Below are 24,350 nucleotides of genomic sequence, written 5' to 3'. Positions count from 1 at the left end.
TAGCCGGACCGATTTCTGCGTCCATTTACGCCTGCGACATTTCGGGTTTGACAGTCCTGCAAGGGTTTGTTTTCTCTGCATTCCAGACCCGGCGGGAACTCGAATGCGCGGACTTTTCAGGTGGAGTAACAAATGGTGGCCGGGTGTCATTCCGCTGGTCATCTTCTGGGCTATCGCAGCCTGGACGAGCACCGAACCGCTGGAAGCCGACCTGGCGCAGCGTTCAGCCACAGCACTCAAGGACACCATCCTCGATAAGCGGCGGATCTCGGTTGCAGGCCGCGACGTGACCCTGGCCGCAGATGCATTCTCGGAAGACGGCCGGCAGAGTGCGGTGGCTTCGGTGGAAACGGTGCCGGGCGTGCGGCTGGTTAACGACGAAACCCGGCTCGTTCCGGAAGCCAAGCCGTTCGTCTGGTCGGCCGAACGTGATGTCGTCCGGGTGATGCTGTCGGGCAGTTCGCCGCTGCCGGCGAGCAAGAGCCGGCTGATGGAGGCAGCACGCGCCAGCCTCGGCGGCGTCGAAGTGGTCGACCGGACGAATTTGGCGCGCGGGGCGCCGCCGCGTTTCGATAATGCTGCGCTGTTGCTGCTCGATCAGATAGGCAAGCTGAAGGACGGCAAGATCACGCTGTCGGACACCAAGGTCAGCCTGTCCGGCATGGCGCGCGAACTCGGCGGCCGGGAGGCCATCGCCGCCGCGCTGAAAAATCTGCCCGAGGGTTTTTCCGTCGCAGCCAACGAGGTCAAGGCACCGCCCTACATCTTCCAGGCCTACAAGGATCCGGTCGCGGTAACACTGACGCTGACCGGCAATGTGCCTGACAACAACGTTCACGCCGTGCTGGTGGCGGCGGCGGGACGCAAGTTCTTCAGCGAAAAAGTCGTCGACAACCTCAAGGCGAGCGTCGGCGCGCCTGCGGGCTTCGCCAGCGCGGTGGTGCCCGCGCTCGGCGCGCTGTCGCGGCTGTCGACCGGTACGCTCGTCGTCTCCGACCGCGAGGTGAAGCTGTCGGGCGATGCGCTCTATGAAGCCGCTGCCAGTCAGATCCGCGCCGGTCTCGGCAAGGACTTTCCGCAGGGCTGGCAGTTCAAGCCGGAGATCTCGGTCAAGCCGGCGGCGGCGCCGGTGGATGCGACGGTCTGCCAGCAGCTATTCTCCGAGCTGCTCGGCAAGTCCCGGATCCGCTTCGAACCCGGCAAGGCCGACATCGTCGCCGATTCCGCCGGTCTGCTTGACCGGCTGATTGAAACCGCGTTGCGCTGTCCGGCCGCCAATATCGAGATATCAGGACATACCGATACCGACGGCGACGAGGCGGCCAACCAGGCGCTGTCCGAGAAGCGTGCGCAGGCGGTCGCCGACTATCTGGTCAAGGCGGGATTGCCCGCCAACCGGTTCAGCGCGGTCGGCTATGGCTCGACACAGCCGATTGCGGGTAACGATACCGAGCAGGGCAAGGCGCAGAACCGTCGCATCGATTTCGTGGTGAAGTGAGCATGGCTTATCTGACCACATTCTACTGGGGCTGGCTCTTGGTATCGCTGCTGCTCGGCTTCGCCATGGGCTGGATTTCCGTGGTTCAGCACGGCAAAGGCGTGCCGCGGAAATGGCGATGGGCGCTTTCGGCTTTGGTCGCGGCGCTGATCGCTGCCGCGGGCGCGCGCGCGGTGCCCGGCCGTTTCGGCTACTGGCTCGACCTCGGCCTGATCATGTTCGCGCTCTACCTCTGCGGTTGTGCGGCCGGATCATGGTTGCGCGACTGGGTGGTCTCGCGCAGTGCGCCGCCGGCCTGACGTCACCATGAGCAGGCCCGCGTCACCGCCGTCATTGTCACGGGTTCTTGACAGGGCCCGGCCCTGGTCAGGAACCGCTTCGGAGCGGCGGGATTGCAGCAAAACCGTGCTACTGCCGTCATCAGCTACGCCTAATATGTTGAAGAAGCGCGTTTTATCGTCGTCAGGCGAATTCCACTCCGGCCCAAAACGCGGTACCAGAGGGGCACGGGAGCCGCGTAGCGGCGGCGGGGTTCGCGCCATTGCCGTCGTCGCAGAAGCGCAATTCGAGGTGTAGATGCTGGAAGCAATACGCAGGGCAATTTCGTTTCTGCGCCAGAAACAGGTCCTGCATAAGCTCGGGGTCGTTATCAGCATCACGGTCATCGCCGTTGCGTGCTACGTGCTCTATCACATGCTCCGCGGCATCGACACCAATGAGGTGATTGACGCCATCAAGAGCACCGAGCCCCGCCAGGTTGCGTTGGCGGCGCTGTTCGTGGCGGCGGGCTATTTCACGCTCACCTTCTATGACTGGTTTGCGGTCCGTGCGATCGGCCAGGGCCACATTCCTTACCGCGTCAACGCGCTGGCCGCCTTCACCTCCTATTCGATCGGTCACAATGTCGGCGCCAGCGTCTTCACCGGCGGCGCGGTACGCTACCGGATCTATTCGGCCTGGGGACTGAACGCGATCGACGTCGCCAAGATCTGCTTCCTTGCCGGGCTCACCTTCTGGCTCGGCAATGCCGCGGTATTGGGACTGGGCATTGCCTACCACCCGGAAGCCGCCGCCTCGATCGATCAGCTGCCGGCCTGGTTCAACCGCATCGCGGCATTCGGAATCATCATCGCCCTGGTCGGCTATGTCGCCTGGGTCTGGGCCCAGCCGCGCGGTGTCGGCCGCGGACCGTGGACGGTCACCCTGCCGGGCGGCCCGCTGACGCTGTTGCAGATCGCCATCGGCATCATCGATCTCGGGTTCTGCGCGCTGGCGATGTACATGCTGGTGCCGGACGAGCCCAATATCGGCTTTGTCGTCGTCGCGGTCATCTTCGTCTCGGCGACGCTGTTGGGGTTCGCCAGCCATTCGCCAGGCGGGCTGGGTGTCTTCGATGCCGCCATGCTGGTCGGCCTCTGGCAGATGGATCGGGAGGAACTGCTCGCCGGCATGCTGTTGTTCCGGGTCCTCTATTATATCGGGCCGTTTGTCATATCTGTAATCTTGCTGACGCTTCGGGAGATTATCATCGGCGCGCGCTCGAAGCGCCTGCGCCAGCTGGCGCCTGCTGCCGACCCCGAGCCGAGGCATGAGGCCCCCGTCTATGTGCGCGAGCGTGGAGACACCGGCGCCTGATGATGCGGCGGGCGCTTCACGAATAGAGGAAGAAGGCCTGCGCGATGGCGATAGACGATTCCAACCCTTCCTCCTTTTTTGCACCGTGGCCGGACCGGTTGCGGCATTCGGCCATCATCCTGCTGGCCGCCGGGCTGGCGCTTTGCGCGCTGGTGCTGTTGGCCGATCTCTCGCTGGCGCGTGCGGTAGCGGTCTTCATCTGCATCGCCGCCGCAGCGCTGGTGCCATGGCGGCTGCATGATTCCGTTGGTTCCCGCGAGGATGTCCGCGCCGCCAGTCCGGTCGAGTCTGCTGCCGTGAGCGCGGTCGTTGCCGGCATGCCGGATCCGGCCGTGCTGCTCGACCGCGCCGGCCGCGTCATTCATCTCAATGCGGCGGCTGCCCAGCTCGCACCCGCGCTGCGCAAGAACGAGCTCGCCCAGTTCGCGTTGCGCTCGCCCGAGATCATCACCGCATTGCGCGAGGCGATCGCGACCAGCGAGCCGCGCCGCGCCAACTATCTCGACCAGGTGCCGGTCGACCGCTGGATGGAACTGATCATCACGCCGGTACCGGTGCCGACGCTGTTCGGCGGCACCGAAAGATGCATGCTGATGACGTTCCACGACCAGACGCCATTGCGCAGGGTCGAAGAAATGCGCGCCGATTTCGTCGCCAATGCCAGCCATGAGCTGCGTACGCCGCTCGCCGCCTTATCAGGCTTCATCGATACGCTGCAGGGCCCGGCCAAGGATGACGCCAAGGCACGCGATCGCTTCCTATCGATCATGCATACGCAGGCGACCCGGATGGCGCGGCTGATCGACGACCTGTTGTCGCTGTCGCGGGTCGAATTGTCGGCGCATGTCCGCCCCGAAGCTTGCGTCGATATCGTGCCGATCATTCGCCAGGTCGCCGACGGGCTGGAGCCGCTGGCGAGGGAACGCCAGGTCGCGATCGAGATCGATCTGCCGGAGGCGCCGGTCGCGATTGCGGGCGATCGCGAGGAACTGTTGCGGCTGTTCGAGAACCTGATCGAGAACGCGCTCAAATATGGCGCCTCCGGCGGGAGGGTGGTCGTCTCGCTGAACCAGGTCGCCTCGGGAGAGGGCGCGCCGGAAGTTCGCGTGATGGTCCGCGATTTCGGCCCGGGCATTGCGCCCGAACACCTGCCGCGGCTGACCGAGCGCTTCTACCGGGTCGATGTCGGCGACAGCCGCGCGCAGGGCGGAACCGGGCTCGGTTTATCGCTGGTGAAACATATTCTTAACCGTCATCGCGGCCGTCTTTTGATCGAAAGCGTGCCCAAAAACGGCGCCACCTTCACCGCCTGTTTTCCCCCAGCGAAACCGCCGACGGCGGCGTAAATACAAGCGATTGCAAGCGCTTGCCGCTGTCATCCAGCTGTCATCGAACCTTCGTAAAAGCGCTACCGACCGCTTCTACCACGGGCGGCATGAGCGCGATCGGGCGCAACGGCGCTTCGCTCAGGAAATGGAGACCACCATGAATTGCATCAGGACAATCGTCGCCGCCGGCCTGGTCGCCGCGTCGACGTCGGCCTTCGCGGCCGATATCACCGGCGCGGGCGCCACCTTCCCCTTCCCGATCTATTCGAAGTGGGCCGACGCCTACAAGAAGGAGACCGGTAACGGTCTGAACTACCAGTCGATCGGCTCCGGCGCCGGCATCAAGCAGATCCAGGCCAAGACCGTGACCTTCGGCGCCACCGACGCGCCGCTGAAGCATGAGACGCTCGAGAAGGACGGCCTGGTGCAGTGGCCGATGGTGATGGGCGCGATCGTGCCGGTCGTGAACCTCGAAGGCATCAAGCCGGGCGAACTGGTGCTGTCGGGCGAGGTGCTCGGCGACATCTATCTCGGCAAGGTCAAGAAGTGGGACGACGCCGCGATCGCAAAACTCAATCCGAAGCTGAAGCTGCCAAGTGACGCGATCACCGTGGTCCGCCGCTCCGACGGTTCGGGCACCACCTTCAACTTCACCGACTACCTCTCGAAATCGAACGCCGAATGGAAAGCCAAGGTCGGCTCGGGCACCGCGGTCGAATGGCCGACCGGCGTCGGCGCCAAGGGCAATGAAGGCGTTGCCGGCAATATCGGCCAGACCAAGAATGCGATCGGCTACGTCGAGTATGCCTACGCCAAGCAGAACAAGCTGACCTATGCGGCGATGGTCAACAAGGCCGGCAAGACCGTGCAGCCGACCATTGCGGCGTTCCAGGCGGCGGCTTCCAACGCCGACTGGTCCAAGGCGCCCGGCTACTACGTGATCCTCACCGACCAGCCCGGCGAAGCCTCCTGGCCGATCACGGCTGCGACCTTCATCCTGATGCACAAGGATGCAACGGACAAGGCGGCGTCCCAGGAAGCCATCAAGTTCTTCAAATGGTCGTTCGAGAAGGGCGGCAAAATGGCCGAAGAGCTCGACTACATCCCGATGCCGGAATCGGTCGTCAAGCTGATCGAAAAGACCTGGTCGTCGGAGATCAAGAGCTGAGACAGACGTTGAGCACGTCGCGCCCCGTCATCCGGGGCGCGACGTAGTCGCGAACCCGGAATTTCGAGATTCCCCGATGCGCAATTACGCATCTGAGGTCTGGTCCTTCGGACCATCCCGGAATGACGCGGGATAAATCGTCAGCAAGATCGCTCAAAGCAGAAGCGACATTTGTCGGGCGTTGAAGTAAATACAGGGGACCAGCGTGGCAGAGATGGCGGTTGAAAGCGACGTAATGGAAGCTGCCGGACCCTATGATCGCGCACGGGCCCTCAGCGCTTTCAAGCTTGGCGATATCACCTTCTACTGGATCACGCGCGCCTGCGCGATCTCGGTTCTCCTCATCCTCGGCGGCATCATCATTTCGCTGGTCGTCGGCGCCTGGCCGGCGATCCGGGAATATGGCTTGGCCTTCCTGTGGACGCAGCGCTGGGCGCCGTCGGCCGATCCGCCGGTATTAGGCGCGCTCGGCCCGATCTACGGCACGCTGATTACCTCGGTGATCGCGATGATGATCGCGATTCCCGTCGGCCTCGGCATTGCGGTGTTTCTCACTGAGATCTGTCCGCTATGGCTGCGCCGCCCCATTGGCCTTGCCATCGAACTGCTCGCCGGAATCCCATCGATCATCTACGGCATGTGGGGCTTCTTCGTGCTGGGCCCGTTCCTGGCCAATACCTTCCAGCCGTTCATGATCAGCGTCTTCGACGGCGTCCCCGTGCTCGGCACGATCTTCGCCGGTCCCCCGTCCTATCTCAGCCTGTTCAACGCCTCGCTGATTCTCGCGATCATGGTGCTGCCCTTCATCACCTCGATCTCGGTCGACGTCTTCAAGACGGTGCCGCCGGTGCTGAAAGAGGCCGCCTACGGCGTCGGCTGCACCACCTGGGAAGTCGTCCGCAATGTCGTGATCCCCTATACCCGGGTCGGCGTGATCGGCGGCGTCATGCTGGCGCTCGGGCGCGCGCTGGGCGAAACCATGGCGGTGACCTTCATCATCGGCAATTCGTTCAAGATCCAGTCCTCGATCTTCGCGCCGGGCACCACGATCTCGGCGGCGATCGCATCCGAATTCGCCGAGAGCGACGGCTTGCACCAGTCGGGCCTGATCCTGCTCGGGCTACTGCTGTTCGTGCTGACGTTCTTCGTGCTGGCGGCGGCGCGGCTGATGCTGCTGCGGCTGGAAAAGAAGGCGGGGAACTGACATGAACCCGATCTACGCCTCCCGCCGCCGCAACGACATCATCATCCGCACGCTGTGCGTCGGCGCCGCACTGTTCGGCGTGACCTGGCTCGCGCTGATCCTGTTCACGCTGTTCTATAACGGCCTGTCCGGCATCAACCTCGCCGTCTTCACCCAGGACACCCCGCCGCCCGGATCGACCGAGGGCGGGCTTCGCAACGCGATCATCGGCTCGATCATCATGACCGTGATCGGGGTCGGCATCGGCGCGCCGCTCGGCCTGTTCGCGGGAACGTATCTCGCCGAATACGGCAAGCACGACAGGCTCACCTCGGTGATCCGCTTCATCAACGACATCCTCTTGAGCGCGCCCTCGATCATCATCGGCCTGTTCATCTATGGCGCAATCGTGGTGCCGATGGGCGGCTTCTCGGCCTTCGCCGGCTGTCTGGCGCTCGCCGTGATTGTGATCCCCGTGGTGGTGCGCACCACCGAGGACATGCTGGGGCTGGTGCCCAATCCGCTGCGCGAGGCGGCATCGGCGCTCGGCCTGCCGCGCTCGCTGGTGATCCGGCGGATCGCCTATCGTGCTGCCCGATCGGGTCTGATTACCGGTGTGCTGCTGGCCACCGCCCGCGTCGCCGGCGAAACAGCGCCGCTGTTGTTCACGGCCCTCTCCAACCAGTTCTTCAGCCTGAACCTGACCAAGACGATGGCGAACCTGCCGGTCACCATCAACAACTTCGTGCAGAGCCCCTATGTCCACTGGAAGCAACTCGCCTGGAGCGGAGCGCTTCTGATCACGCTTACCGTATTGGCCCTGAATATTGGCGCGCGTCTTCTTGGCGCCGAGAGGACATCCAAATGACCGATCTATCCGTATCCGTAAGTTCCGCGAGCGGGCCCGTTCCGCAGCCGGCGCTGCCCGAGGCCGCGCCGAAGGTGACCGCGCGCGGCCTTAATTTTTACTACGGCGAGCATCACGCGCTGAAGAACATCAACCTGACGCTCGGCACAAACCGCGTCACTGCCTTCATCGGCCCGTCCGGCTGCGGCAAATCCACATTGCTGCGGATCTTCAACCGGATGTACGATCTCTATCCGGGTCAGCGCGCCACCGGGCAGCTCATGCTGGACCAGACTAACATCCTCGACCCCAAGCTAGATCTCAATCTGCTGCGAGCCCGCGTCGGCATGGTGTTCCAGAAGCCGACGCCATTCCCGATGACGATTTACGAAAACATCGCCTTCGGCATCCGCCTCTACGAGAAAATATCGAAGTCCGAGATGGACGGCCGCGTCGAGAAGGCGCTGCGCGGCGGCGCGCTGTGGAACGAGGTCAAGGACAAGCTGAACGCAAGCGGCCTGTCGTTATCCGGCGGCCAGCAGCAGCGGCTCTGCATTGCGCGCACGGTGGCGGTGCGGCCCGAGGTGATTTTATTCGACGAACCCTGCTCGGCGCTCGATCCGATCTCGACTGCCAAGATCGAGGAACTGATCCAGGAACTGGCGGAGGATTACACTATCGCGATCGTCACCCATAACATGCAGCAGGCGGCACGCGTCTCCGACAAGACCGCCTTCATGTATCTCGGCGAGTTGATCGAGTTCGACGATACCAACAAGATATTCACCTCGCCACGCGATCGACGCACTCAGGATTATATCACCGGGCGGTTTGGTTAAGGAGATAACAGATGGCTTCCGAGCACACCGCGAAGGCGTTCGACAGCGACCTTCAGGAACTGACCCGGCTCGTCGCCGAGATGGGCGGTCTCGCCGAGCGCATGATCACCGAATCCGTCGATGCGCTGGTTCGCCGCGACGTCGCGCTCGGCAAGCGCGTCGTCGCCTCCGATGTCGAGATCGATCGGCTGCAGCACTTGATCGAGGAGCGCGCGGTGCTGACCATCGCCCGCCGCCAGCCGATGGCGATCGATTTGCGCGAAATTGTCGGCGCCATGCGGGTCGCCACCGATTTGGAGCGGATCGGCGACCTCGCCAAGAACATGGGCAAGCGCGTCGCGGCGTTGGAGAACGATTTCCAGCCGTTGAAACTGATGCGGGGGCTCGAACACATGACCGACCTGGTGCAGTCGCAGGTCAAGTCGGTGCTGGACGCCTATGCGGCGCACGATCTGCCGGCGGCGATGGCGGTGTGGAAAGGCGACGAGGAAGTCGACGCCATCTGCACCTCCCTGTTCCGCGAGCTCCTGACCTATATGATGGAGGATCCACGCAACATCTCGTTCTGTATCCACCTGATGTTCTGCGCCAAGAACATCGAACGGATCGGCGACCACGCCACCAACATCGCCGAAACCGTGTTCTACATGATCGAGGGACAGCAAATGCTCGACAAGCGCCCGAAGGGCGACATGACGACGTTTGCCACCACCGTACCTAATACTTGACAAAGCGTTTACGAGCGAAGTGGGGACCGGTTCGCGTGAAGAAAACGCGTCAAACAAAAGAGGCAAGAGCAGGATGAGCGCGCGCATTATGGTGGTCGAGGACGAGGAAGCGCTGACCACGCTGTTGCGCTACAACCTCGACGCCGAGGGTTATGAGGTCGAAACCGTCGGCCGCGGCGACGATGCGGATACGCGGCTGAAGGAGCGCGTGCCCGATCTCGTCGTGCTCGACTGGATGCTGCCAGGCCTCTCCGGCATCGAGCTCTGCCGCCGCTTAAGGGCGCGCCCCGAAACCAAGCAATTGCCGATTATCATGCTGACCGCGCGCGGCGAGGAAAGCGAGCGGGTGCGGGGACTTGCGACCGGCGCCGACGATTACATCGTCAAGCCGTTCTCGGTGCCGGAACTTTTGGCTCGGGTGAAGGGCCTGTTGCGGCGGGCAAGCCCCGAGCGGCTCGCCACCGTGCTGACCTATGGCGACATCGAACTCGACCGCGAAAAACGCCGCGTCGCGCGCTCTGGCCGCCAGATCGATCTCGGCCCGACCGAGTATCGCTTGCTGGAATTTTTCCTCGAGCATCCCGGCCGCGTCTTCAGCCGCGAGCAGTTGCTGGACAGTGTCTGGGGCCGCGACATCTATATCGACGAGCGCACCGTCGACGTCCACATCGGCCGCCTGCGCAAGCTGCTCAACCCGGGCCGCGAGCAGGATCCGATCCGCACCGTCCGCGGCGCGGGTTATGCGCTGGATGACCGGTTTGCGAAGGTGGAGTAGGCGCTGCCCAGTTCAGCCCCGCGCAAGGACAATATCGAAGTTCAGGGCACATTGACCGGATCCATCTCTCGATGGAGCCGGCCTCGCTATGAGCAGATCAGGACGTAAAGCGGCGTTGAGGAGCCTGTCGCAGGCATTGAGCGGCTCGCCGGGAAAATACATCTGGGTGATCAGCCGTTCGAACCGGCCGTGGACTTAGAAGTGAATGTGGGGCGGGCGCGTCCAGTCGGGGCCTGCGGGATAAGCACCGGGCTTTACGGTTTTGATCCGATAGGCACCGTCATTATCAGATCGAATGCCGATGCAACCGACGAAGTGTGGGTCGAGTGGCGCGGGATTGCGGTCGTTGGGATGTGTATATCGGCCAAACGTGTTGGCCTGCCAGATCGTGATGGGCACGCCACGGACAGGCTCGCCATCGAGATTGAGTATCTTCCCCGTGACCTCGATGGTCTCTCCCTGTGCATGCCCTTCACCCCCAGCGAGTGAGGTCAGGTCGGCTTGCAGGGCGGGACGATGCCCTGTCGGGAAGTAGGGGCCAAGAATTTGGTCCGGAGTCCGGTGGCGGCTTATCTTCTCGTGCGTTTCGTCGGCTGACGCCGTGCTCGGCGAGTTGGTCATAACGCGCCTCAATCGATCAGTGTAAAGCCGGAGGCCCGCACGATCGGCCCCCATCTATCAAAATCGGCTTTGACCAGCTGCGCAAATTCGTTCGGCGTTTCACCGGCGGGATCTACGGCAAGCTCGGCCAAGGCCGCCTTGAAGGGTTTGGCATTCACTACTATGCGGATAGCGTTGTTGAGACGGTTCACCGGGGCAGCGGGCGTATTTGCCGGAACGAAGACGCCGAACCACTCGCTAGCCTCCAAAGCAGCATATCCGGCCTCCCGAACCGTCGGTACGTCGGGGAGCCGTGAAGATCGTTGCGGTCCGGTTGTCGCCAGTGCCCGAATGGCTCCGGACTGCACATGGGGAAGTGCCGTGCCGATTGGATAAATCGTTGCGGCAATCCGGCCGCCGATCAGGTCCTGGATGCCGCCCGGGCCGCCATATGGCAGGTGCACGAATTCGAAGCGGTTCGCCTTGGCGAGGGTCACCCCCGTGAAATGCAGCATCGATCCTGCCGCAGCCGTGCCGTATGTCGCCTGCTTGGGATTGGCCGCGCACCATTTGGCAAAGTCGGCCAGTGTCCGGACTTCCGCCGGCACCATCGGGCCGACGGTGATCAGAAATGGAAACGAACAGACCGTCGTGACCGGGACGAAATCCCTGAACGCGTCATAGCCCAACTTCTTGTAGACATGTGGGAACACAGCGAAATTGGAGGCCGGAGCCAGGATCATGACGGTGCCATCGGCCGGGCTATTTTTCAGCGCGGCGAGCGCGAGACGGCCTCCCGCGCCGGGACGATTGTCGACGATGAACGCAGGTGAGTAATCCTTCATTCCCTCAACCAGCATTCTGGCAATCACGTCGATCGCGCCCCCAGCACCGAAGCCCACCAGCATGCGGGAAACGGTCTGGGCAGAAGCCGTGCGCGGATCAGGAAAAATGGCGGCCAGACCACCAGCGCACGCCAGCGACATCAGCGCTCGTTTCGTAATCATGGGATCGTCCTCGTGTGGCCGCTCCGGTCCGGCAATCACCGAATCCCCGCGGCCACTCTGGTCCGTGCGGCCATTATCTGGTAGATCGAAAATTGCGGCATCCCTGTAACCTCCAGGTTAAGGCTTGCAATGGACTGGTCGGATCGAATTGGTCGCCGCCTCAAATTGCGCGATCTTCATATCCTGATGGCGGTTGCCGACGCTGGCAGCATGGCGAAGGCGGCTGGCAGGCTGAGAATTTCTCATCCCGCTGTATCCAAGGCGATCTCCGAAGTTGAAGGCACACTCGGCGTGCGGTTGTTCGATCGCAGCTCGCAGGGCGCCGAACTCACGGCCTACGGGGAAGTCCTGCTTCGATGTGGCACCAACATCTTTGACGAGATGCAGCAGGGCCTGCGATCGCTGGAATCCCTGTCCGACCCAAACACGGGCGAGGTGAGGCTCGGATGCACGGATATCATCCTGCACAGCCTCACGCCGGCAATCGTGCGGAGGTTTTCCAGGCAACATCCCGGCGTCCAGCTTGATGTGAGGTTGACCAATCCTGGGCAGCATCAGATCCAGGAGTTGCGCGAGCGCAAGATTGACCTGCTGATCACGCGGGCCACGGGACTGCAGCAAGACTTCAATTCGGAGGTCTTGTTCGATGAGCCGTTTGTCTTCGTCATTGGGGCGCAAAGTGAGTTTGCGCGCAAACGTCGGCCTGCCCTCACGGACATCATCAAGCGCAATTGGGTCTTACCACCTTACGACAGCGCGCCGGGCGGCCTGATCGCGGCCGTATTTGAAGCCAATGGCTTCGCGCCGCCGAAGCCGACGGTCAAGACGATCGCCATTCAGCTCACGGTGTCGTTGATCGCCAGCGGCGAATTTGTCGGAATTCTTCCAGCGTCCGTGGCGGCGCTAAGTGCGCACCGAACGGTGTTGAAGGCGCTGCCCTTGAAAGCCGCTGGGCCTCGCATTTCGGCCGAGATCGTATTCTTAAGGAACCGAACGCTCAGCCCGGCTGTAAGAGCATTCATAGCTTGCGCGCAAGAAGTGACGAAATCGCTTGTTCGCGCGCTGTAAGAGCCTGCCTCGTTACCCCCGGACAAGGAGGAGGCGAGGAAGAATTCACCGCGTCTGCTTCGGCTGCTGACGGCGGCGGTCGGCGGCGGGCTGGTAGGCGATGCGCGAGTGGTGGGCGCAATAGGGCAGACCCGTGAGCGCCTTGCCGCCGCAGAAGAAGAATTCCGGGCTCGAGGGATCGCCGACCGGCCAGTGGCAGGTGGCCTCGTTCAATTCGAGCAACGACAGCCGCTGGCTCATCGGCACGACGTTGTCGAAGGCGATCGGATCGGGCTCCATCTCGACTTCGAAGGCGTGCGCGAGCGCGGTGTTGCCGCGTGAGACCGGGCGCGAGACCCGCATCATCGGCTGGGCAGGACGTGCCTTGCGCTGGCGCGGGGCGGCCGAGGAGGGGCTCTTGGCACGGCCGGAAAGGCCCAGCCGGTGAACTTTGCCGATCACAGCGTTTCGCGTCACATTTCCGAGTTCCGCGGCGATCTGGCTCGCCGATAGTCCGGCTTCCCAGAGCTTCTTCAGCTGCTCGACACGATCATCGGACCAGGTCAAAACCGTCATCGTAATCTTCCCTTCGCATCGCGCCGGCCAATCGGGGGCAGCGCTGGCGACGTCATTCGTCTCAAAAATCCCTGCGGTCAGAATCCCTTAGCCCTCGCCGGGCGCGCTAACCGCGCCCGAACGTTTACGCTCATACTGACGGACTCTTAGGGATCAGAACTGCCGCACGAGATGTCGTACCCGACAGCCCAAACGCTACAATATGGCGGGACTCGGGCGCAAGAGTCCGCGCCTGCGCGTCCACATGTTCCGACATCTAGGCATTGCAATGCGTGTTTTCCACCACACCGGAGTCCTACGGATTTCCCATCCTGCAGTGCAGGAAAGGCGGCTTCGTGGCTTGTTGACAGCGCCCCCCGCCCACATAGAATGCCTCTCACGTGCCGCCCTTAAGAGGCGGCACGTTTCGTTTTCGCAAGACCGGCTGTTGCCGCGTTCGTGCCAATGCACGCGCCGCGGCAGGTCTCAACGGCAGGTCTCAAAGCTCAGTGATTGCCATGACCAATAGCGCCACGTCGCATCTGCTCCCCGTCTTTGCCAGGGTCGATCTCGGCTTCGAAAGCGGCGAGGGCTGCTGGCTGACCGCCACCAACGGCGAGCGCTATCTCGACTTCACCTCGGGCGTCGCGGTTAATGCGCTGGGCCACTGCCATCCGCACCTGATCAAGGCACTGCAGGAACAGTCGACCAAACTCTGGCACATGTCGAACCTGTTCAAATCGCCGGATGGCGAGAAGCTCGCCGCACGGCTCTGCGAGCAGAGCTTCGCCGACCTCGTGTTTTTCTGCAATTCCGGCGCGGAGGCGATGGAGGGCGTGATCAAGGTCGTGCGCCGCTATCAATTCTCCAAGGGGCATCCCGAGCGCTACCGCCTTATCACCTTCGAGGGCGCGTTCCACGGCCGCACCCTGGGCACGCTCGCTGCGACCGGCTCCGCCAAATATCTCGAAGGCTTTGGGCCGCCGATGGACGGTTTCGACCAGGTGCCGCATGGCGATCTCGAAGCGGTCAAGAAAGCGATCGGCCCACAGACCGCCGGCATCCTGATCGAGCCGGTGCAGGGCGAGGGCGGCGTGCGCTCCGCGCCGCAGTCTTTCTTCAAGGCGCTGCGCCAGCTCTGCGACGACCACGGCCTCCTGCTCGCATTCGACGAGGTGCAGACCGGCATGGGCCGCACCGGCGATCTCTTCGCCTATAAGCGCGTCGGCGTGACACCGGATGTGATGTCGCTGGCCAAAGCGTTGGGCGGCGGTTTTCCGATCGGCGCGGTGCTGGCGACAGCGGAAGCAGCAAGCGGCATGACGCCGGGCTCGCACGGCTCGACCTTCGGCGGCAATCCGCTGGCGATCGCTGCGGCCAATGCCGTGCTCGATGTGATGCTGAAGCCCGGCTTCTTCGATCACGTGCAGAAGATGTCGCTGCTGCTGAAACAGAAACTGGCCTCCGTCGTCGACCGCTATCCCGCCGTGCTCTCGGAAGTGCGCGGCGAGGGGCTTTTGGTCGGCGTCAAGGCCGTGGTGCCGTCGGGCGATCTCGTCAACGCATTGCGCGACGAGAAATTGCTCACCGTCGGCGCCGGCGACAATGTGGTGCGGTTCCTGGCGCCGCTGATCGTCACCGAGACCGAGATCGAGGAATCCGTGCAAAGGTTGGAGCGCGCCTGTGTTGCGCTGTCCGCTAGCCAATTGAAGAAGGCGGCGGGATGATGAGCAAGTCCGTCCGTCACTTCCTCGACATCAACGAATTGCCGTTAGATGAATTGCGCAACATGCTGGCCTTGAGCGCCACCATGAAGGCGAAGCTCAAGGCGCATGAGAAGGGCAAGAAGCCGCTCGAAGGCAAGACGCTGGCGATGATCTTCGAACGTCCCTCGACCCGCACCCGGGTGTCGTTCGACGTCGGCATGCGCCAGCTCGGTGGCGAATCCATCATGCTGACCGGCGCGGAGATGCAACTCGGCCGCGGCGAGACCATCGCCGATACCGCGCGCGTGCTGTCGCGTTATGTCGATGCGATTATGATCCGCATCCTCAATCACGATGCGCTGCTGGAACTCGCCGCGCACGCCACCGTCCCCGTGATCAACGGGCTGACGCGGCGCTCGCATCCCTGCCAGGTGATGGCCGATCTGATGACCTTCGAAGAGCATCGCGGGCCGATCGAGGGCCGCACCGTGGCCTGGACCGGCGACGACAACAACGTGCTGGCCTCGTGGGCGCATGCGGCCGAACGTTTCAAGTTCAAGCTCAACGTCGCGACCCCGCCGCAGCTCGCGCCGAACAAGGCGATGCGCGACTGGATCAAGGAGACGCAGGCGCCGATCGTGCTCGGCAACGATCCTGAAGCCGCCGTCCGCGGCGCTGATTGCGTTGTCACCGACACCTGGGTCTCGATGGGCGACAAGGACGGCGAACACCGCCACAATGTGCTGAAGCCCTATCAGGTCAATGCGAAGCTGATGTCGCTGGCCAAGCCAGATGCGATCTTCATGCACTGCCTGCCTGCCCATCGCGGCGAGGAGGTTACCGATGAGGTGATCGACGGCCCGCAATCGGTCGTGTTCGACGAAGCCGAAAATCGCCTGCACGCGCAGAAGGGCATTCTGGCCTGGTGTTTTAACGAAGTGGCGTGAGAGTCGTTTGCGTTCCCCGGACGCAGCGCAGCGCGTGAGCGGTGCGCTGCAAAGCCCGGGGTCCACGCCGAACACCCAACAATGGATCCCGGTTCTGCGGAGCAGCGCTAAACGCTGCACCGCATCCGGGACACGGATGGCCCCTTTCATTTTGCCCTCCCAGACCCCAGATACAGCGCCATGGTTTCACAATCCCCCGACATGAAAATCGCTGGCGAGGCGCCCGTTCGCGCGCCCTCGTCGGTTCCCGTCGATGACGCGGCGCTGCCGTTCGAGGTCGCAGAGCTTGATCTGCGCGGACGGCTGACCCGGCTCGGCCCCGCGCTCGACGACATTCTGACCAAGCACGATTATCCGACGCCGGTTGGAAAACTGCTCGGTGAAGCGATCGTGCTGGCGACGCTGCTCGGCTCGGCCGTGAAATTCGACGGCCGTTTCATTTTGCAGACGCAGACCGACGGCCCGGTGTCGTTCCTGATCGTGGATTTCCAGGCGCCGGATCGCTTGCGCGCCTATGCGCGCTACGACGCGCGGCGGCTGAACGACGGCCAGGATTCAGGCGCCCTGCTCGGCAAGGGCCATCTGGCGATGACCATCGATCAGGGAGCGGACATGAGCCGCTACCAGGGGCTGGTGGCGCTCGACGGCGGCAGCCTGGAAGACGCAGCGCATGAATATTTCCTGCGCTCCGAGCAGATCCCGACCCGCGTACGGCTTGCGGTCGGCGAGGAATGGCGCGGCGGCGACGGCGGCAAGCATCGCTGGCGTGCCGGCGGCATGCTGCTGCAATTTCTGCCGAAGGCGCCCGAGCGGGCGCGGCAGACAGACCTCCATCCGGGCGATGCGCCGGAAGGCGCGGTGACGCATCAGGTGGCGGAAGACGACGCATGGGTGGAAGGTCAGTCGCTGATCGGCACCGTCGAGGATGTCGAACTGATCGATCCCGATCTGTCGGGCGAACGTTTGCTGTATCGCCTGTTTCACGAGCGCGGCGTGCGGGTGTTCTCGCCGCTCACCTTGCGCGCGCAATGCTCCTGCTCGCGCGAGGCAGTCTCCGCGATGCTGAAAAGCTTCGCGCCGAAGGACCGCGCCGAGATGGTCAAGGACGACAAGGTGGTGGTGACCTGCGAGTTCTGCTCCTCGGTCTACCAGTTCACCCCGCACGAAGCGGGCGTGGAGGAGTAGGCGGCGTTCAGTCGTAGGGTGGGCAAAGGAGCGCTAGCACATGCCCACCATCCATCACCGATCGCGCTGCTTGATGGTGGGCCCGCTTGCGCTTTGCCCACCTTGCCGACCACCAACTGGCATATGTGATCTCTTATGTGACTGCCCGACGGGCAAATCACCAAAACCTGTCCAGCCCTTCGCGCAAAAATATTCCGCTTTCGTTCTCACCCAAATCAGCCGCATAACTCCGCCCGTCTCACGGCAACTGAGGGGCGCTTCGCGATCATCACGAACGTGCGGTGAGATGCGATGGACGCTGAATGCGCAAGACGTAGGCGCAGGAAGCGTACGGCGAAGTCGTGTGGTCCTGGCGCCGCGGTGCTGGCGCTAAGTTCTCGAGAAGCAACCTTCTTGAAGCGACGGTGGCAAGAAAGCCGTTCAGGGGAGAGCTCGAAGTAAGCCGTAAAGCCATTGCGCAGGGAAGGCCGGGATGCTCCCGCTGTACCTGTATGCTCGTGTGCGTGCTCTTTATGCGCATTGGCACACGAGACCGCGGGTGCAGCCAGCACCCGGTCTTCCCTGCGCCCTCTGAATTCAGGTGGCGGGAATTCTGAAGCAAACCTCGGGCAGCTTATGTCGCGAGATCGTAAAACTGTATCCATCGTCATTGCGAGGAGCGAAGCGACGAAGTAATCCATCATCCCCGTGCTGAGGCGTGGATTGCTTCGCGGAGCCTGTCATCGGGCGCGCATTCGCGCGACCCGTTGGCTCGCCATGACGGGGATAGGCCACGGCAAACACATTCGTCATGCCCGGGCTTGACCCGGCATCCAATCACCCTCGGAAGAGTCATGCGAAGAAACATGGATCGCCGGGTCAAGCCCGGCATGACGAGCGCGAACGCTCGTCAATTCAACACCCGCCGGTTATCCGGGCTGTCGAGCGAAAACGTCGGCACGTCAATTTCGAAATGTTCGCCGCTTTCGCTGACCATTTGATAACGTCCGCTCATAAAACCCGAGGCGGTCGGCAGCGGCACGCCGCTGGTATATTCGAAGCGTTCGCCCGGCGCCAAAACAGGCTGCTCGCCAACCACGCCTTCGCCGCGGACTTCCTGCTTGCGGCCGGTGGCGTCGGTGATGATCCAGTGCCGGGTACGAAGCTGCACGGTCTCGACGCCGGTATTGGTGATGACGATGGTGTAAGACCAGAAATACTGGCCCTTGTCGACCGACGAGCGTTCGGGGAGGAAGTTCGGTTCGACGGTGACTTCGATCTGGCGGGTGACGGCGCGGTACATTGCGAAAGGGCTTTCGGAAATCCTGTTTCGCATCATAGCCGGGAATGCCGGGGGAACCAATCCGCGAGGTTGCCGCTTGCTTCATCGCGGTTTCAACATAGTTCCATTCTAGAGCGCAGCCGCGCTGCCCGGCCCCGTACCTTTCGCTTGCGTATCCCTTACGTATCTGGTGTGCAAGTTGCGGGCCGATATTATCTTTTCCGGACAGTGCACGCGTAAAGCTCAACTGCCCAAACGGTGCCAGATGTCGTCCATTGCCGATCCCGTTGCCGGAACGCCTCGCAGCGAAGCCACGGCCGCCGCGCCTGCCGCGCCGGCGATCGCTCTGCCGGTCACCGCCGAGCGCGAATTGCGGCTCGACCTGTTTCGCGGGCTGGCGCTGTGGCTGATCTTCATCGACCATCTGCCGACCAACATCCTGACCTGGTTTACGATCCGCAATTACGGATTTTCCGACGCTGCCGAAATCTTCATCTTCATCTCCGGATACACCGCCGCCTTCGTCTACGGCCGTGCGATGCTGGAAGCCGGGTTCGTGGTGGCGACCGCGCGCATCCTGCGGCGGGTGTGGCAGATCTATGTCGCCCATGTGTTTCTGTTCACGATTTTTCTCGCGGAAATATCCTACGTCGCCACCCGTTTCGAGAACCCGCTCTACAGCGAAGAAATGGGCATCATGGATTTCCTCAAGCAGCCGGATGTCACGATCGTCCAGGCGCTGCTGCTGCGATTCAGGCCCGTCAATATGGACGTGCTGCCTCTCTATATCGTGCTGATGCTGTTTCTGCCCATCGTCCTGTGGCTGATGAAATGGCGACCCGACGTGTCGCTGGGGCTGTCGGTGCTTTTGTACGCGCTGACCTGGCAGTTCGACTGGTACCTGACGGCCTATCCGAGCGGCTTCTGGATCTTCAATCCGTTCGCCTGGCAATTGCTGTTCGTATTCGGCGCGTGGTGTGCGCTGGGCGGTGCGCGGCGCATGTCCCACATCCTGTCATCGCCGGTGACGCTGTGGATTTGCGTTGCCTATCTGCTGTTCTCGTTCTTCGTCACGCTGACCTGGCACATCCCGCAGCTCAGCTTCCTGATGCCCAAGCGGCTCGAGCAGTGGATGTATCCGATCACCAAGACCGATCTGGACGTGCTGCGGTTTGCCCATTTTCTCGCGCTGGCGGCCCTCACCGTGCGCTTCCTGCCCAAGAGTTGGTCGGGCCTCAAATCGCGCTGGCTGCGACCATTGATCCTGTGTGGTCAGCATTCGCTTGAGATATTCTGTCTCGGCGTCTTCCTGGCCTTTGCAGGACACTTTGTGCTGGCCGAAATTGGCGGGGGTGCCCTCACGCACGCCCTGGTCAGTCTTACCGGAATCCTCATCATGTGGGGCGTGGCGTGGGTGATTTCGTGGTACAAGCATTCGGCGGACAAAGGAGCGCCAAAAACGAAAAGCCCGGTTATCAATGCCGACATGGCGGGAGGAAGCGCATGAGGCCCCGCTCGGGAGCTGCACTGGTCCTGGCGCTGCTTGCGGGCCTTGCAGCCGCCGGCTTTGCGCGCGCCCAGGACGCCGCCCCCCAGGCCTGCGAGGTTCCGCCCTATCTCCTCTCCACTGAAAGCACGCTTCCGAAGGTGACCGAGGCCGTCAAGAACGCCCGGCCGCTGACCGTGCTGGTGGTCGGGAGCCGGTCATCGACCATCCTGTCTTCCGAGGCCAGCGCCTATCCGGCCAAGCTGCAGGCGGCCCTGAAGGAGAAGCTGCCCTCGATCCCGATCAACCTCTCCGTAGAACTACAGAACGGGAAAACGGCCGAGGAGGTGGACGCGAATATCGTTAAGCTGGTGGAAGCAAAAAGGCCTACTTTGGTCATCTGGCAGACCGGAACCGTGGATGCTATGCGATCCGTCGATCCCGACGATTTTCGCGGCGCCCTCGACAGTGGTGTTGCTGCGCTGCAAAACGCCGGAGCCGACGTAGTTTTGGTCAATCTGCAGTACAGCCCGCGCACGGAAACGATGATTTCGGCGCCACCATACCTAGATAATATGCGCGTGGTGGCCCAGCAGCATAACGTTCCGCTGTTCGATCGGTTCGCTATCATGCGTCACTGGAACGACGCCGGAGATTTCGACCTGTTCAGTACCTTTCATGGCACCGACATGGCCAAGAGGGTTCATGCCTGCCTCGGCCGCGCGCTGTCGAAATTCGTGCTCGATGCGGCCCGCCTCGACCAGGCGCAGCAGAATTAGTAGGGACTAGCGTTAATGAGTTCTCACTGCCCTTTTCGTTTCTCGACATTGCTGACCGTCGCGGCCGCGGGCCTTGCGCTGTTGATGCCTGCCTCGCTGTTACAGTCGCACGCTCAGACGGCTCCGCAACAGGCCGGCCAGCAAGCGGCGCTGTCCGATAGCGCAAAGTCTGAAAACAAGACGGAACGGAACACCTCGGCTGAAAGTGCCCCGCAGGCCGCGCCGACGGCTGCCGCCAATCCGACGGCCCAGAAGGGCGTCACCGGCAAAGCGATCGACAAGGTGAAGGAAGTCGCGAGATCGGCCGGCGACATCTTCAGCCGCGTTCCCTGCCTGCCGCCGAAGGGCGTTTCCAAATCGATGGGATCGCTGCCGCGTGTCGCGAACAAGCTCGTCGCCGGTCAGCCAGTGGTGATCGTCGCTTTCGGATCGTCGTCGACCCAGGGGTATGGCTCCAGTTCACCGGAATTCACTTATCCGAACAGGCTCGCGGCGCAGCTACGCCGCAAATATCCGACGGCCGACATCTCCGTCGTCAATGCCGGCAAGGGCGGCGAGGACGCCTCGGAAATGATGAAGCGGCTGCAGACGGCCGTGATTGACTTGCACCCGGATCTGGTGATCTGGCAAGTCGGCACCAATGCGGTGCTGCGCAACCTCGATCCCGCCGAGACTGCCAAGCTCGTCGAGGAAGGCATCACGCGCATTCAGGCTGTTGGTTCCGACGTCGTGCTGATCGATCCGCAATATTCGCCGCGGGTCAACGAGCACGCCGAAAGCGCCGGCAAGATGATGAAGCTGCTGAACAAGACAGCCGAACTTCGCAAGGTCGGCGTCTTCCCGCGCTTCGCGGTGATGAAGGACTGGCACGAGCGCCAGGCGATCCCGATCGAGAATTTCGTGATCGCCGACGGCCTGCACATGAGCGACTGGGGCTACGCCTGCTTCGCCCAACTGCTCGGCGATGACATCATCAAGTCGGTCGGCCAGATCAAGCTCGGCGTTGCCGTGCCGTCGGACGTGCGCGCCTATCGGCCGATGTAACTGTCGTCCCTGCGAACGCAGGGACCCATACGCCGCGGCTTCAATGATGAGAGGCAGTGACAGACGCCCTGCTTAACTCACGATGTGGTTATGGGTCCCTGCGTTCGTAGGGACGACGATAGTGTCGTGGCGAACTCACGCCTTTTCCAGCGCGGCCTCAAAATCCTCGATCAAATCATCCGGATGTTCGAGCCCGGCCGAGAAGCGGATAAAGCCCTCGCTGATGCCGAGTTCGGCGCGCGCCTCCGGCGTCAGCCGTTGATGCGTGGTCGTCGCAGGATGGGTGACGAGACTCTTGGCATCGCCAAGATTGTTGGAGATGCGCGAGATCTGCAACGCATTGAGGACGCGGAATGCGGCCGCCTTGCCGCCCTTGACCTCGAAGCCGACCAAAGTCGAGCCTGCGCGCATCTGCTTCTTCACCAATGCCGCCTGCGGATGATCGGCGCGGCCCGGATAGATCAATCGCGAAATCTTCGGATGGCTCGCCAGCGCCTCGGCGATTTTCGCCGCGTTGTCGGTCTGCGCGCGTACCCGCACGCCAAGCGTCTCCAGCCCCTTGAGCAGGACCCAGGCGTTGAAGGGCGACAGCGACGGCCCGGTCTGGCGCATGAAATTGTGAATATGCTCTGCGATGAAGGCTTCGGACGAGAGAATAGTGCCACCGAGGCAGCGTCCTTGACCGTCGATATGTTTGGTTGCGGAGTAGACCACGACGTCTGCGCCGAGCGACAGCGGGCTCTGCCAGATCGGCGTGGCGAAGACGTTGTCGACGATCAGCCGGGCGCCGCCCTTGTGCGCGATATCGGCAATCGCCGGAATATCGAGCACATCGAGCGTCGGATTGGTCGGGCTCTCCAGAAAGAAAGTCTTGGTGTTGGGCCGCAATGCGCGCTGCCATTGGTCGAGATCAAGACCGTCGACCAGCGTTGTTTCGATGCCGTAGCGCGGCAGGAGGTCCTGCACGACGTAAAGGCACGAGCCGAACAGGGCTTTCGAGGCGACCACGTGATCGCCGGCTCTGAGCGGCGCGAGGATCGCTGTCGTCACCGCGGCCATGCCGGTGGCGGTGGAGCGAGCGGCTTCCGCGCCCTCGAGCTCGATCATGCGGCGCTCGAACATCGCAATCGTGGGATTGGAATAGCGCGAATAGATAAAGCCGGGATCCTCGCCCTTGAAACGCGCCTCGCACTGCTCCGCACTGTCGTACACGTAGCCCTGGGTCAGAAACAGCGCCTCGGACGTCTCGCCGAACTGCGAGCGCAGGGTGCCGGAATGGACCAGCTTGGTTTCGGGACGATAGCGCTTGGTAGTACCAACTTCAGACATGTGACCTCCGCCGTGACCACAGGAAAATGGTCACAAAAAACCGGCCTGGAAAAATTTCCACAGGCCGGGATCACACGTGTCCCCGGCCTGTTTAGCTATTTATTTAACGTGGCTGCAAGCCGGCCGGCTCAAATCACCACGGGATAAGTCATGCTGATATTCGCTTGCGCCCTTTCAGTCAAGGCGGCCATCGGATAACCCCTAAAAGCTCATATTTACGGGGTTTGGATGAGATTTGGGCATCCGAAAGGGGCCACCTCAGAGGATCGCGCCGTGCCGTTTACGCTTCCGCCCGACGCCAATGGAATTCTGCCCGACCGCATGATCGCAGCGATGGCGGATGCGGGGCTCATCCTGCCGGCCTATCCGTTTGTCGAAAGCCAGATCCAGCCGGCGAGCCTCGATTTGCGCCTGGGCGACATCGCCTACCGGGTACGCGCGAGCTTCCTGCCTGGTCCCGGCGCCACCGTCGCCGAGCGCATCGACGAGCTGAAGTTGCACGAAATAAATCTCTCCGACGGTGCGGTATTGGAGACCAATTGCGTCTACATCGTGCCGCTTCTGGAAAGCCTTGCGCTGCCGCCGGAGATCGTCGCCGCCGCCAACCCCAAAAGTTCGACCGGGCGGCTTGACGTCTTCACCCGCGTGATCGCTGACGGCACCCGCCGCTTCGACATGATCGGCGCCGGCTATCACGGCCCGCTCTATGCCGAGATCAGCCCGAAGACGTTTCCGGTATTGCTCCGCGAGGGCTCGCGGCTCAGCCAGATGCGCTTCCGCGCCGGAGATGCCATCCTCGATGCCGACGAACTCGACGCCCTGCACGGCGCCGAGCGGCTGGTCGATATCGACGACGCCGACCTCGCCAACGGCGTCGCTCTGTCAGTCGATCTCTCCGGTGAAAACACAAAGGGCTTCGTTGGTTACCGCGCCAAGCGCCACACGGGAGTCGTCGATATCGACCGTCGCGGTGGCTACGCGGTCGACGAATTCTGGGAGCCGATCCCGGCTCGATCAGACGGTAGCCTCATCCTCGATCCCGGCGAATTCTATATTCTGGCGTCGAAAGAGGCCGTGCAGATCCCGCCGGATTACGCCGCGGAAATGGTGCCGTTCGATCCCCTGGTCGGCGAATTCCGCGTGCACTACGCCGGCTTCTTCGACCCCGGCTTCGGCTATGCCGGCGCCGGCGGGCAGGGCGCGCGCGCCGTGCTCGAAGTGCGCTCGCGCGAGGTGCCGTTCATCCTCGAGCACGGCCAGATCGTCGGGCGTCTGGTCTACGAGAAAATGCTGGCGCGGCCCGACGCCATGTACGGCCAGCGCATCGGCTCGAACTATCAGGCGCAGGGGTTGAAGCTCTCCAAGCATTTCCGAGTGTGACCGCCAACGAGGCCACGCTTCGT

General features: G+C 62.7%; 23 protein-coding genes, 1 pseudogene and 1 riboswitch. Of the genes and pseudogenes, 19 read left to right on the top strand and 5 right to left on the bottom strand.

Features of this window, described 5'->3' with window-relative positions; genetic code table 11:
* Positions 1-103: 103 nt before the first annotated feature.
* The 10 genes from HCN58_RS20330 (at position 104) to phoB (ending at position 10,001) form a co-directional block, all read left to right on the top strand.
* Positions 104-1,498, top strand: a complete 1,395-nt coding sequence (locus HCN58_RS20330) for an OmpA family protein (protein ID WP_171581157.1) — start codon at positions 104-106, stop codon at positions 1,496-1,498.
* A gap of 2 nt (positions 1,499-1,500) precedes the next feature.
* Positions 1,501-1,797 (top strand): hypothetical protein, encoded by a 297-nt coding sequence (locus tag HCN58_RS20325; protein ID WP_171581156.1) that lies wholly within the window; start codon positions 1,501-1,503, stop codon positions 1,795-1,797.
* 277 nt (positions 1,798-2,074) lie between these two features.
* Complete coding sequence (locus HCN58_RS20320) at positions 2,075-3,133, top strand: lysylphosphatidylglycerol synthase domain-containing protein (RefSeq protein ID WP_171581155.1); 1,059 nt, start codon at positions 2,075-2,077, stop codon at positions 3,131-3,133.
* A 44-nt stretch (positions 3,134-3,177) separates the two neighbouring features.
* The gene (locus HCN58_RS20315; RefSeq protein ID WP_171581154.1) at positions 3,178-4,479 is read left to right on the top strand and encodes an ATP-binding protein; all 1,302 of its coding nucleotides are present in this window, start codon (positions 3,178-3,180) and stop codon (positions 4,477-4,479) included.
* Positions 4,480-4,618: 139 nt separating this feature from the next.
* On the top strand, positions 4,619-5,629 hold the full coding sequence (pstS, locus tag HCN58_RS20310) for a phosphate ABC transporter substrate-binding protein PstS (RefSeq protein WP_171581153.1): 1,011 nt from the start codon (positions 4,619-4,621) through the stop codon (positions 5,627-5,629).
* A 205-nt stretch (positions 5,630-5,834) separates the two neighbouring features.
* Positions 5,835-6,833 (top strand): phosphate ABC transporter permease subunit PstC, encoded by a 999-nt coding sequence (gene pstC / locus HCN58_RS20305; RefSeq protein WP_171581152.1) that lies wholly within the window; start codon positions 5,835-5,837, stop codon positions 6,831-6,833.
* A 1-nt stretch (position 6,834) separates the two neighbouring features.
* Entirely contained in the window at positions 6,835-7,680 is an 846-nt protein-coding gene (pstA, locus tag HCN58_RS20300) for a phosphate ABC transporter permease PstA (RefSeq protein ID WP_171581151.1), read from the top strand.
* Positions 7,677-8,498, top strand: a complete 822-nt coding sequence (gene pstB / locus HCN58_RS20295) for a phosphate ABC transporter ATP-binding protein PstB (protein WP_171581150.1) — start codon at positions 7,677-7,679, stop codon at positions 8,496-8,498. The genes pstA and pstB overlap by 4 nt, the downstream gene beginning before the upstream one ends.
* 11 nt (positions 8,499-8,509) lie before the next feature.
* On the top strand, positions 8,510-9,226 hold the full coding sequence (gene phoU / locus HCN58_RS20290) for a phosphate signaling complex protein PhoU (RefSeq protein ID WP_171581149.1): 717 nt from the start codon (positions 8,510-8,512) through the stop codon (positions 9,224-9,226).
* Between the two features lie 73 nt (positions 9,227-9,299).
* Positions 9,300-10,001: a phosphate regulon transcriptional regulator PhoB gene (gene phoB / locus HCN58_RS20285; protein WP_171581148.1), complete on the top strand. Its 702-nt coding sequence runs from the start codon at positions 9,300-9,302 to the stop codon at positions 9,999-10,001.
* Positions 10,002-10,196: 195 nt separating this feature from the next.
* Here the strand turns inward: phoB and HCN58_RS20275 are convergent, their stop codons facing one another.
* Both HCN58_RS20275 and HCN58_RS20270 read right to left on the bottom strand, forming a co-directional pair.
* Positions 10,197-10,622, bottom strand: a complete 426-nt coding sequence (locus tag HCN58_RS20275; RefSeq protein ID WP_171581146.1) for a dioxygenase family protein — start codon at positions 10,620-10,622, stop codon at positions 10,197-10,199.
* 8 nt (positions 10,623-10,630) lie between these two features.
* Complete coding sequence (locus HCN58_RS20270) at positions 10,631-11,647, bottom strand: tripartite tricarboxylate transporter substrate-binding protein (protein ID WP_311966841.1); 1,017 nt, start codon at positions 11,645-11,647, stop codon at positions 10,631-10,633.
* 90 nt (positions 11,648-11,737) lie between these two features.
* On the opposite strand from HCN58_RS20270, the pseudogene HCN58_RS37480 reads away from it, so the two are divergent.
* Together HCN58_RS37480 and HCN58_RS20265 are read left to right on the top strand one after the other, a co-directional pair.
* Positions 11,738-11,941: pseudogene (locus tag HCN58_RS37480) on the top strand (helix-turn-helix domain-containing protein); the annotation flags it as partial.
* A gap of 48 nt (positions 11,942-11,989) precedes the next feature.
* A complete protein-coding gene (locus tag HCN58_RS20265; RefSeq protein ID WP_235983746.1) occupies positions 11,990-12,676 on the top strand; it encodes a LysR family transcriptional regulator substrate-binding protein in 687 nt (228 codons plus the stop codon).
* A 45-nt stretch (positions 12,677-12,721) separates the two neighbouring features.
* On the opposite strand, the gene HCN58_RS20260 is transcribed toward HCN58_RS20265, so the two are convergent.
* On the bottom strand, positions 12,722-13,231 hold the full coding sequence (locus HCN58_RS20260; protein WP_028351833.1) for a GcrA family cell cycle regulator: 510 nt from the start codon (positions 13,229-13,231) through the stop codon (positions 12,722-12,724).
* Between the two features lie 497 nt (positions 13,232-13,728).
* Between HCN58_RS20260 and HCN58_RS20255 the strand changes: the two genes are divergently transcribed.
* From HCN58_RS20255 to HCN58_RS20245, 3 genes are all read left to right on the top strand, one after another.
* A complete protein-coding gene (locus HCN58_RS20255; protein ID WP_171581144.1) occupies positions 13,729-14,937 on the top strand; it encodes an aspartate aminotransferase family protein in 1,209 nt (402 codons plus the stop codon).
* Positions 14,937-15,863, top strand: coding sequence for an ornithine carbamoyltransferase (gene argF / locus HCN58_RS20250; RefSeq protein ID WP_171581143.1), 927 nt, complete (start codon positions 14,937-14,939; stop codon positions 15,861-15,863). Before HCN58_RS20255 ends, argF begins: the two co-directional genes overlap by 1 nt.
* A gap of 180 nt (positions 15,864-16,043) precedes the next feature.
* Positions 16,044-17,048 carry an Hsp33 family molecular chaperone gene (locus tag HCN58_RS20245; RefSeq protein WP_171581142.1) on the top strand — a complete coding sequence of 335 codons (1,005 nt, stop codon included), beginning with the start codon at positions 16,044-16,046 and terminating at the stop codon, positions 17,046-17,048.
* 889 nt (positions 17,049-17,937) lie between these two features.
* Here HCN58_RS20245 and apaG read toward each other — a convergent pair.
* Complete coding sequence (apaG, locus tag HCN58_RS20240) at positions 17,938-18,330, bottom strand: Co2+/Mg2+ efflux facilitator ApaG/CorD (RefSeq protein ID WP_171581141.1); 393 nt, start codon at positions 18,328-18,330, stop codon at positions 17,938-17,940.
* Positions 18,331-18,574: 244 nt separating this feature from the next.
* Between apaG and HCN58_RS20235 the strand changes: the two genes are divergently transcribed.
* From HCN58_RS20235 to HCN58_RS20225, 3 genes are read left to right on the top strand one after another with little or no spacing between them, the layout of a single operon-like run.
* Positions 18,575-19,816: an OpgC domain-containing protein gene (locus tag HCN58_RS20235; RefSeq protein ID WP_171581140.1), complete on the top strand. Its 1,242-nt coding sequence runs from the start codon at positions 18,575-18,577 to the stop codon at positions 19,814-19,816.
* Positions 19,813-20,574, top strand: coding sequence for an SGNH/GDSL hydrolase family protein (locus tag HCN58_RS20230; protein WP_171581139.1), 762 nt, complete (start codon positions 19,813-19,815; stop codon positions 20,572-20,574). The genes HCN58_RS20235 and HCN58_RS20230 overlap by 4 nt, the downstream gene beginning before the upstream one ends.
* Positions 20,575-20,589: 15 nt before the next feature.
* On the top strand, positions 20,590-21,618 hold the full coding sequence (locus tag HCN58_RS20225; protein WP_171581138.1) for an SGNH/GDSL hydrolase family protein: 1,029 nt from the start codon (positions 20,590-20,592) through the stop codon (positions 21,616-21,618).
* A gap of 135 nt (positions 21,619-21,753) precedes the next feature.
* Here the strand turns inward: HCN58_RS20225 and HCN58_RS20220 are convergent, their stop codons facing one another.
* Positions 21,754-22,947 (bottom strand): O-succinylhomoserine sulfhydrylase, encoded by a 1,194-nt coding sequence (locus tag HCN58_RS20220; protein WP_171581137.1) that lies wholly within the window; start codon positions 22,945-22,947, stop codon positions 21,754-21,756.
* Between the two features lie 70 nt (positions 22,948-23,017).
* Positions 23,018-23,097: riboswitch (SAM riboswitch) on the bottom strand.
* Positions 23,098-23,175: 78 nt separating this feature from the next.
* Between HCN58_RS20220 and HCN58_RS20215 the strand changes: the two genes are divergently transcribed.
* The gene (locus HCN58_RS20215) at positions 23,176-24,327 is read left to right on the top strand and encodes a 2'-deoxycytidine 5'-triphosphate deaminase (protein ID WP_210266073.1); all 1,152 of its coding nucleotides are present in this window, start codon (positions 23,176-23,178) and stop codon (positions 24,325-24,327) included.
* Positions 24,328-24,350: the final 23 nt, after the last annotated feature.

The organism is Bradyrhizobium australiense, assembly GCF_013114825.1.
Taxonomy (GTDB): Bacteria; Pseudomonadota; Alphaproteobacteria; order Rhizobiales; family Xanthobacteraceae; genus Bradyrhizobium; species Bradyrhizobium australiense.
Note: the sequence above shows the minus strand (reverse complement) of the source record. Positions and strands in the feature narration are given on the sequence as shown.

What these genes read in the sequence shown, in the direction of transcription:
- HCN58_RS20330 (WP_171581157.1), top strand. Translation starts at nt 104, where the DNA reads ATGCGCGGACTTTTCAGGTGGAGTAACAAATGGTGGCCGGGTGTCATT.
- HCN58_RS20325 (WP_171581156.1), top strand. Translation starts at nt 1,501, where the DNA reads ATGGCTTATCTGACCACATTCTACTGGGGCTGGCTCTTGGTATCGCTG.
- HCN58_RS20320 (WP_171581155.1), top strand. Translation starts at nt 2,075, where the DNA reads ATGCTGGAAGCAATACGCAGGGCAATTTCGTTTCTGCGCCAGAAACAG.
- HCN58_RS20315 (WP_171581154.1), top strand. Translation starts at nt 3,178, where the DNA reads ATGGCGATAGACGATTCCAACCCTTCCTCCTTTTTTGCACCGTGGCCG.
- pstS (WP_171581153.1), top strand. Translation starts at nt 4,619, where the DNA reads ATGAATTGCATCAGGACAATCGTCGCCGCCGGCCTGGTCGCCGCGTCG.
- pstA (WP_171581151.1), top strand. Translation starts at nt 6,835, where the DNA reads ATGAACCCGATCTACGCCTCCCGCCGCCGCAACGACATCATCATCCGC.
- pstB (WP_171581150.1), top strand. Translation starts at nt 7,677, where the DNA reads ATGACCGATCTATCCGTATCCGTAAGTTCCGCGAGCGGGCCCGTTCCG.
- phoU (WP_171581149.1), top strand. Translation starts at nt 8,510, where the DNA reads ATGGCTTCCGAGCACACCGCGAAGGCGTTCGACAGCGACCTTCAGGAA.
- phoB (WP_171581148.1), top strand. Translation starts at nt 9,300, where the DNA reads ATGAGCGCGCGCATTATGGTGGTCGAGGACGAGGAAGCGCTGACCACG.
- HCN58_RS20275 (WP_171581146.1), bottom strand. Translation starts at nt 10,622, where the DNA reads ATGACCAACTCGCCGAGCACGGCGTCAGCCGACGAAACGCACGAGAAG.
- HCN58_RS20265 (WP_235983746.1), top strand. Translation starts at nt 11,990, where the DNA reads ATGCAGCAGGGCCTGCGATCGCTGGAATCCCTGTCCGACCCAAACACG.
- HCN58_RS20260 (WP_028351833.1), bottom strand. Translation starts at nt 13,231, where the DNA reads ATGACGGTTTTGACCTGGTCCGATGATCGTGTCGAGCAGCTGAAGAAG.
- HCN58_RS20255 (WP_171581144.1), top strand. Translation starts at nt 13,729, where the DNA reads ATGACCAATAGCGCCACGTCGCATCTGCTCCCCGTCTTTGCCAGGGTC.
- argF (WP_171581143.1), top strand. Translation starts at nt 14,937, where the DNA reads ATGAGCAAGTCCGTCCGTCACTTCCTCGACATCAACGAATTGCCGTTA.
- HCN58_RS20245 (WP_171581142.1), top strand. Translation starts at nt 16,044, where the DNA reads ATGGTTTCACAATCCCCCGACATGAAAATCGCTGGCGAGGCGCCCGTT.
- apaG (WP_171581141.1), bottom strand. Translation starts at nt 18,330, where the DNA reads ATGTACCGCGCCGTCACCCGCCAGATCGAAGTCACCGTCGAACCGAAC.
- HCN58_RS20235 (WP_171581140.1), top strand. Translation starts at nt 18,575, where the DNA reads ATGTCGTCCATTGCCGATCCCGTTGCCGGAACGCCTCGCAGCGAAGCC.
- HCN58_RS20230 (WP_171581139.1), top strand. Translation starts at nt 19,813, where the DNA reads ATGAGGCCCCGCTCGGGAGCTGCACTGGTCCTGGCGCTGCTTGCGGGC.
- HCN58_RS20225 (WP_171581138.1), top strand. Translation starts at nt 20,590, where the DNA reads ATGAGTTCTCACTGCCCTTTTCGTTTCTCGACATTGCTGACCGTCGCG.
- HCN58_RS20220 (WP_171581137.1), bottom strand. Translation starts at nt 22,947, where the DNA reads ATGTCTGAAGTTGGTACTACCAAGCGCTATCGTCCCGAAACCAAGCTG.
- HCN58_RS20215 (WP_210266073.1), top strand. Translation starts at nt 23,176, where the DNA reads ATGAGATTTGGGCATCCGAAAGGGGCCACCTCAGAGGATCGCGCCGTG.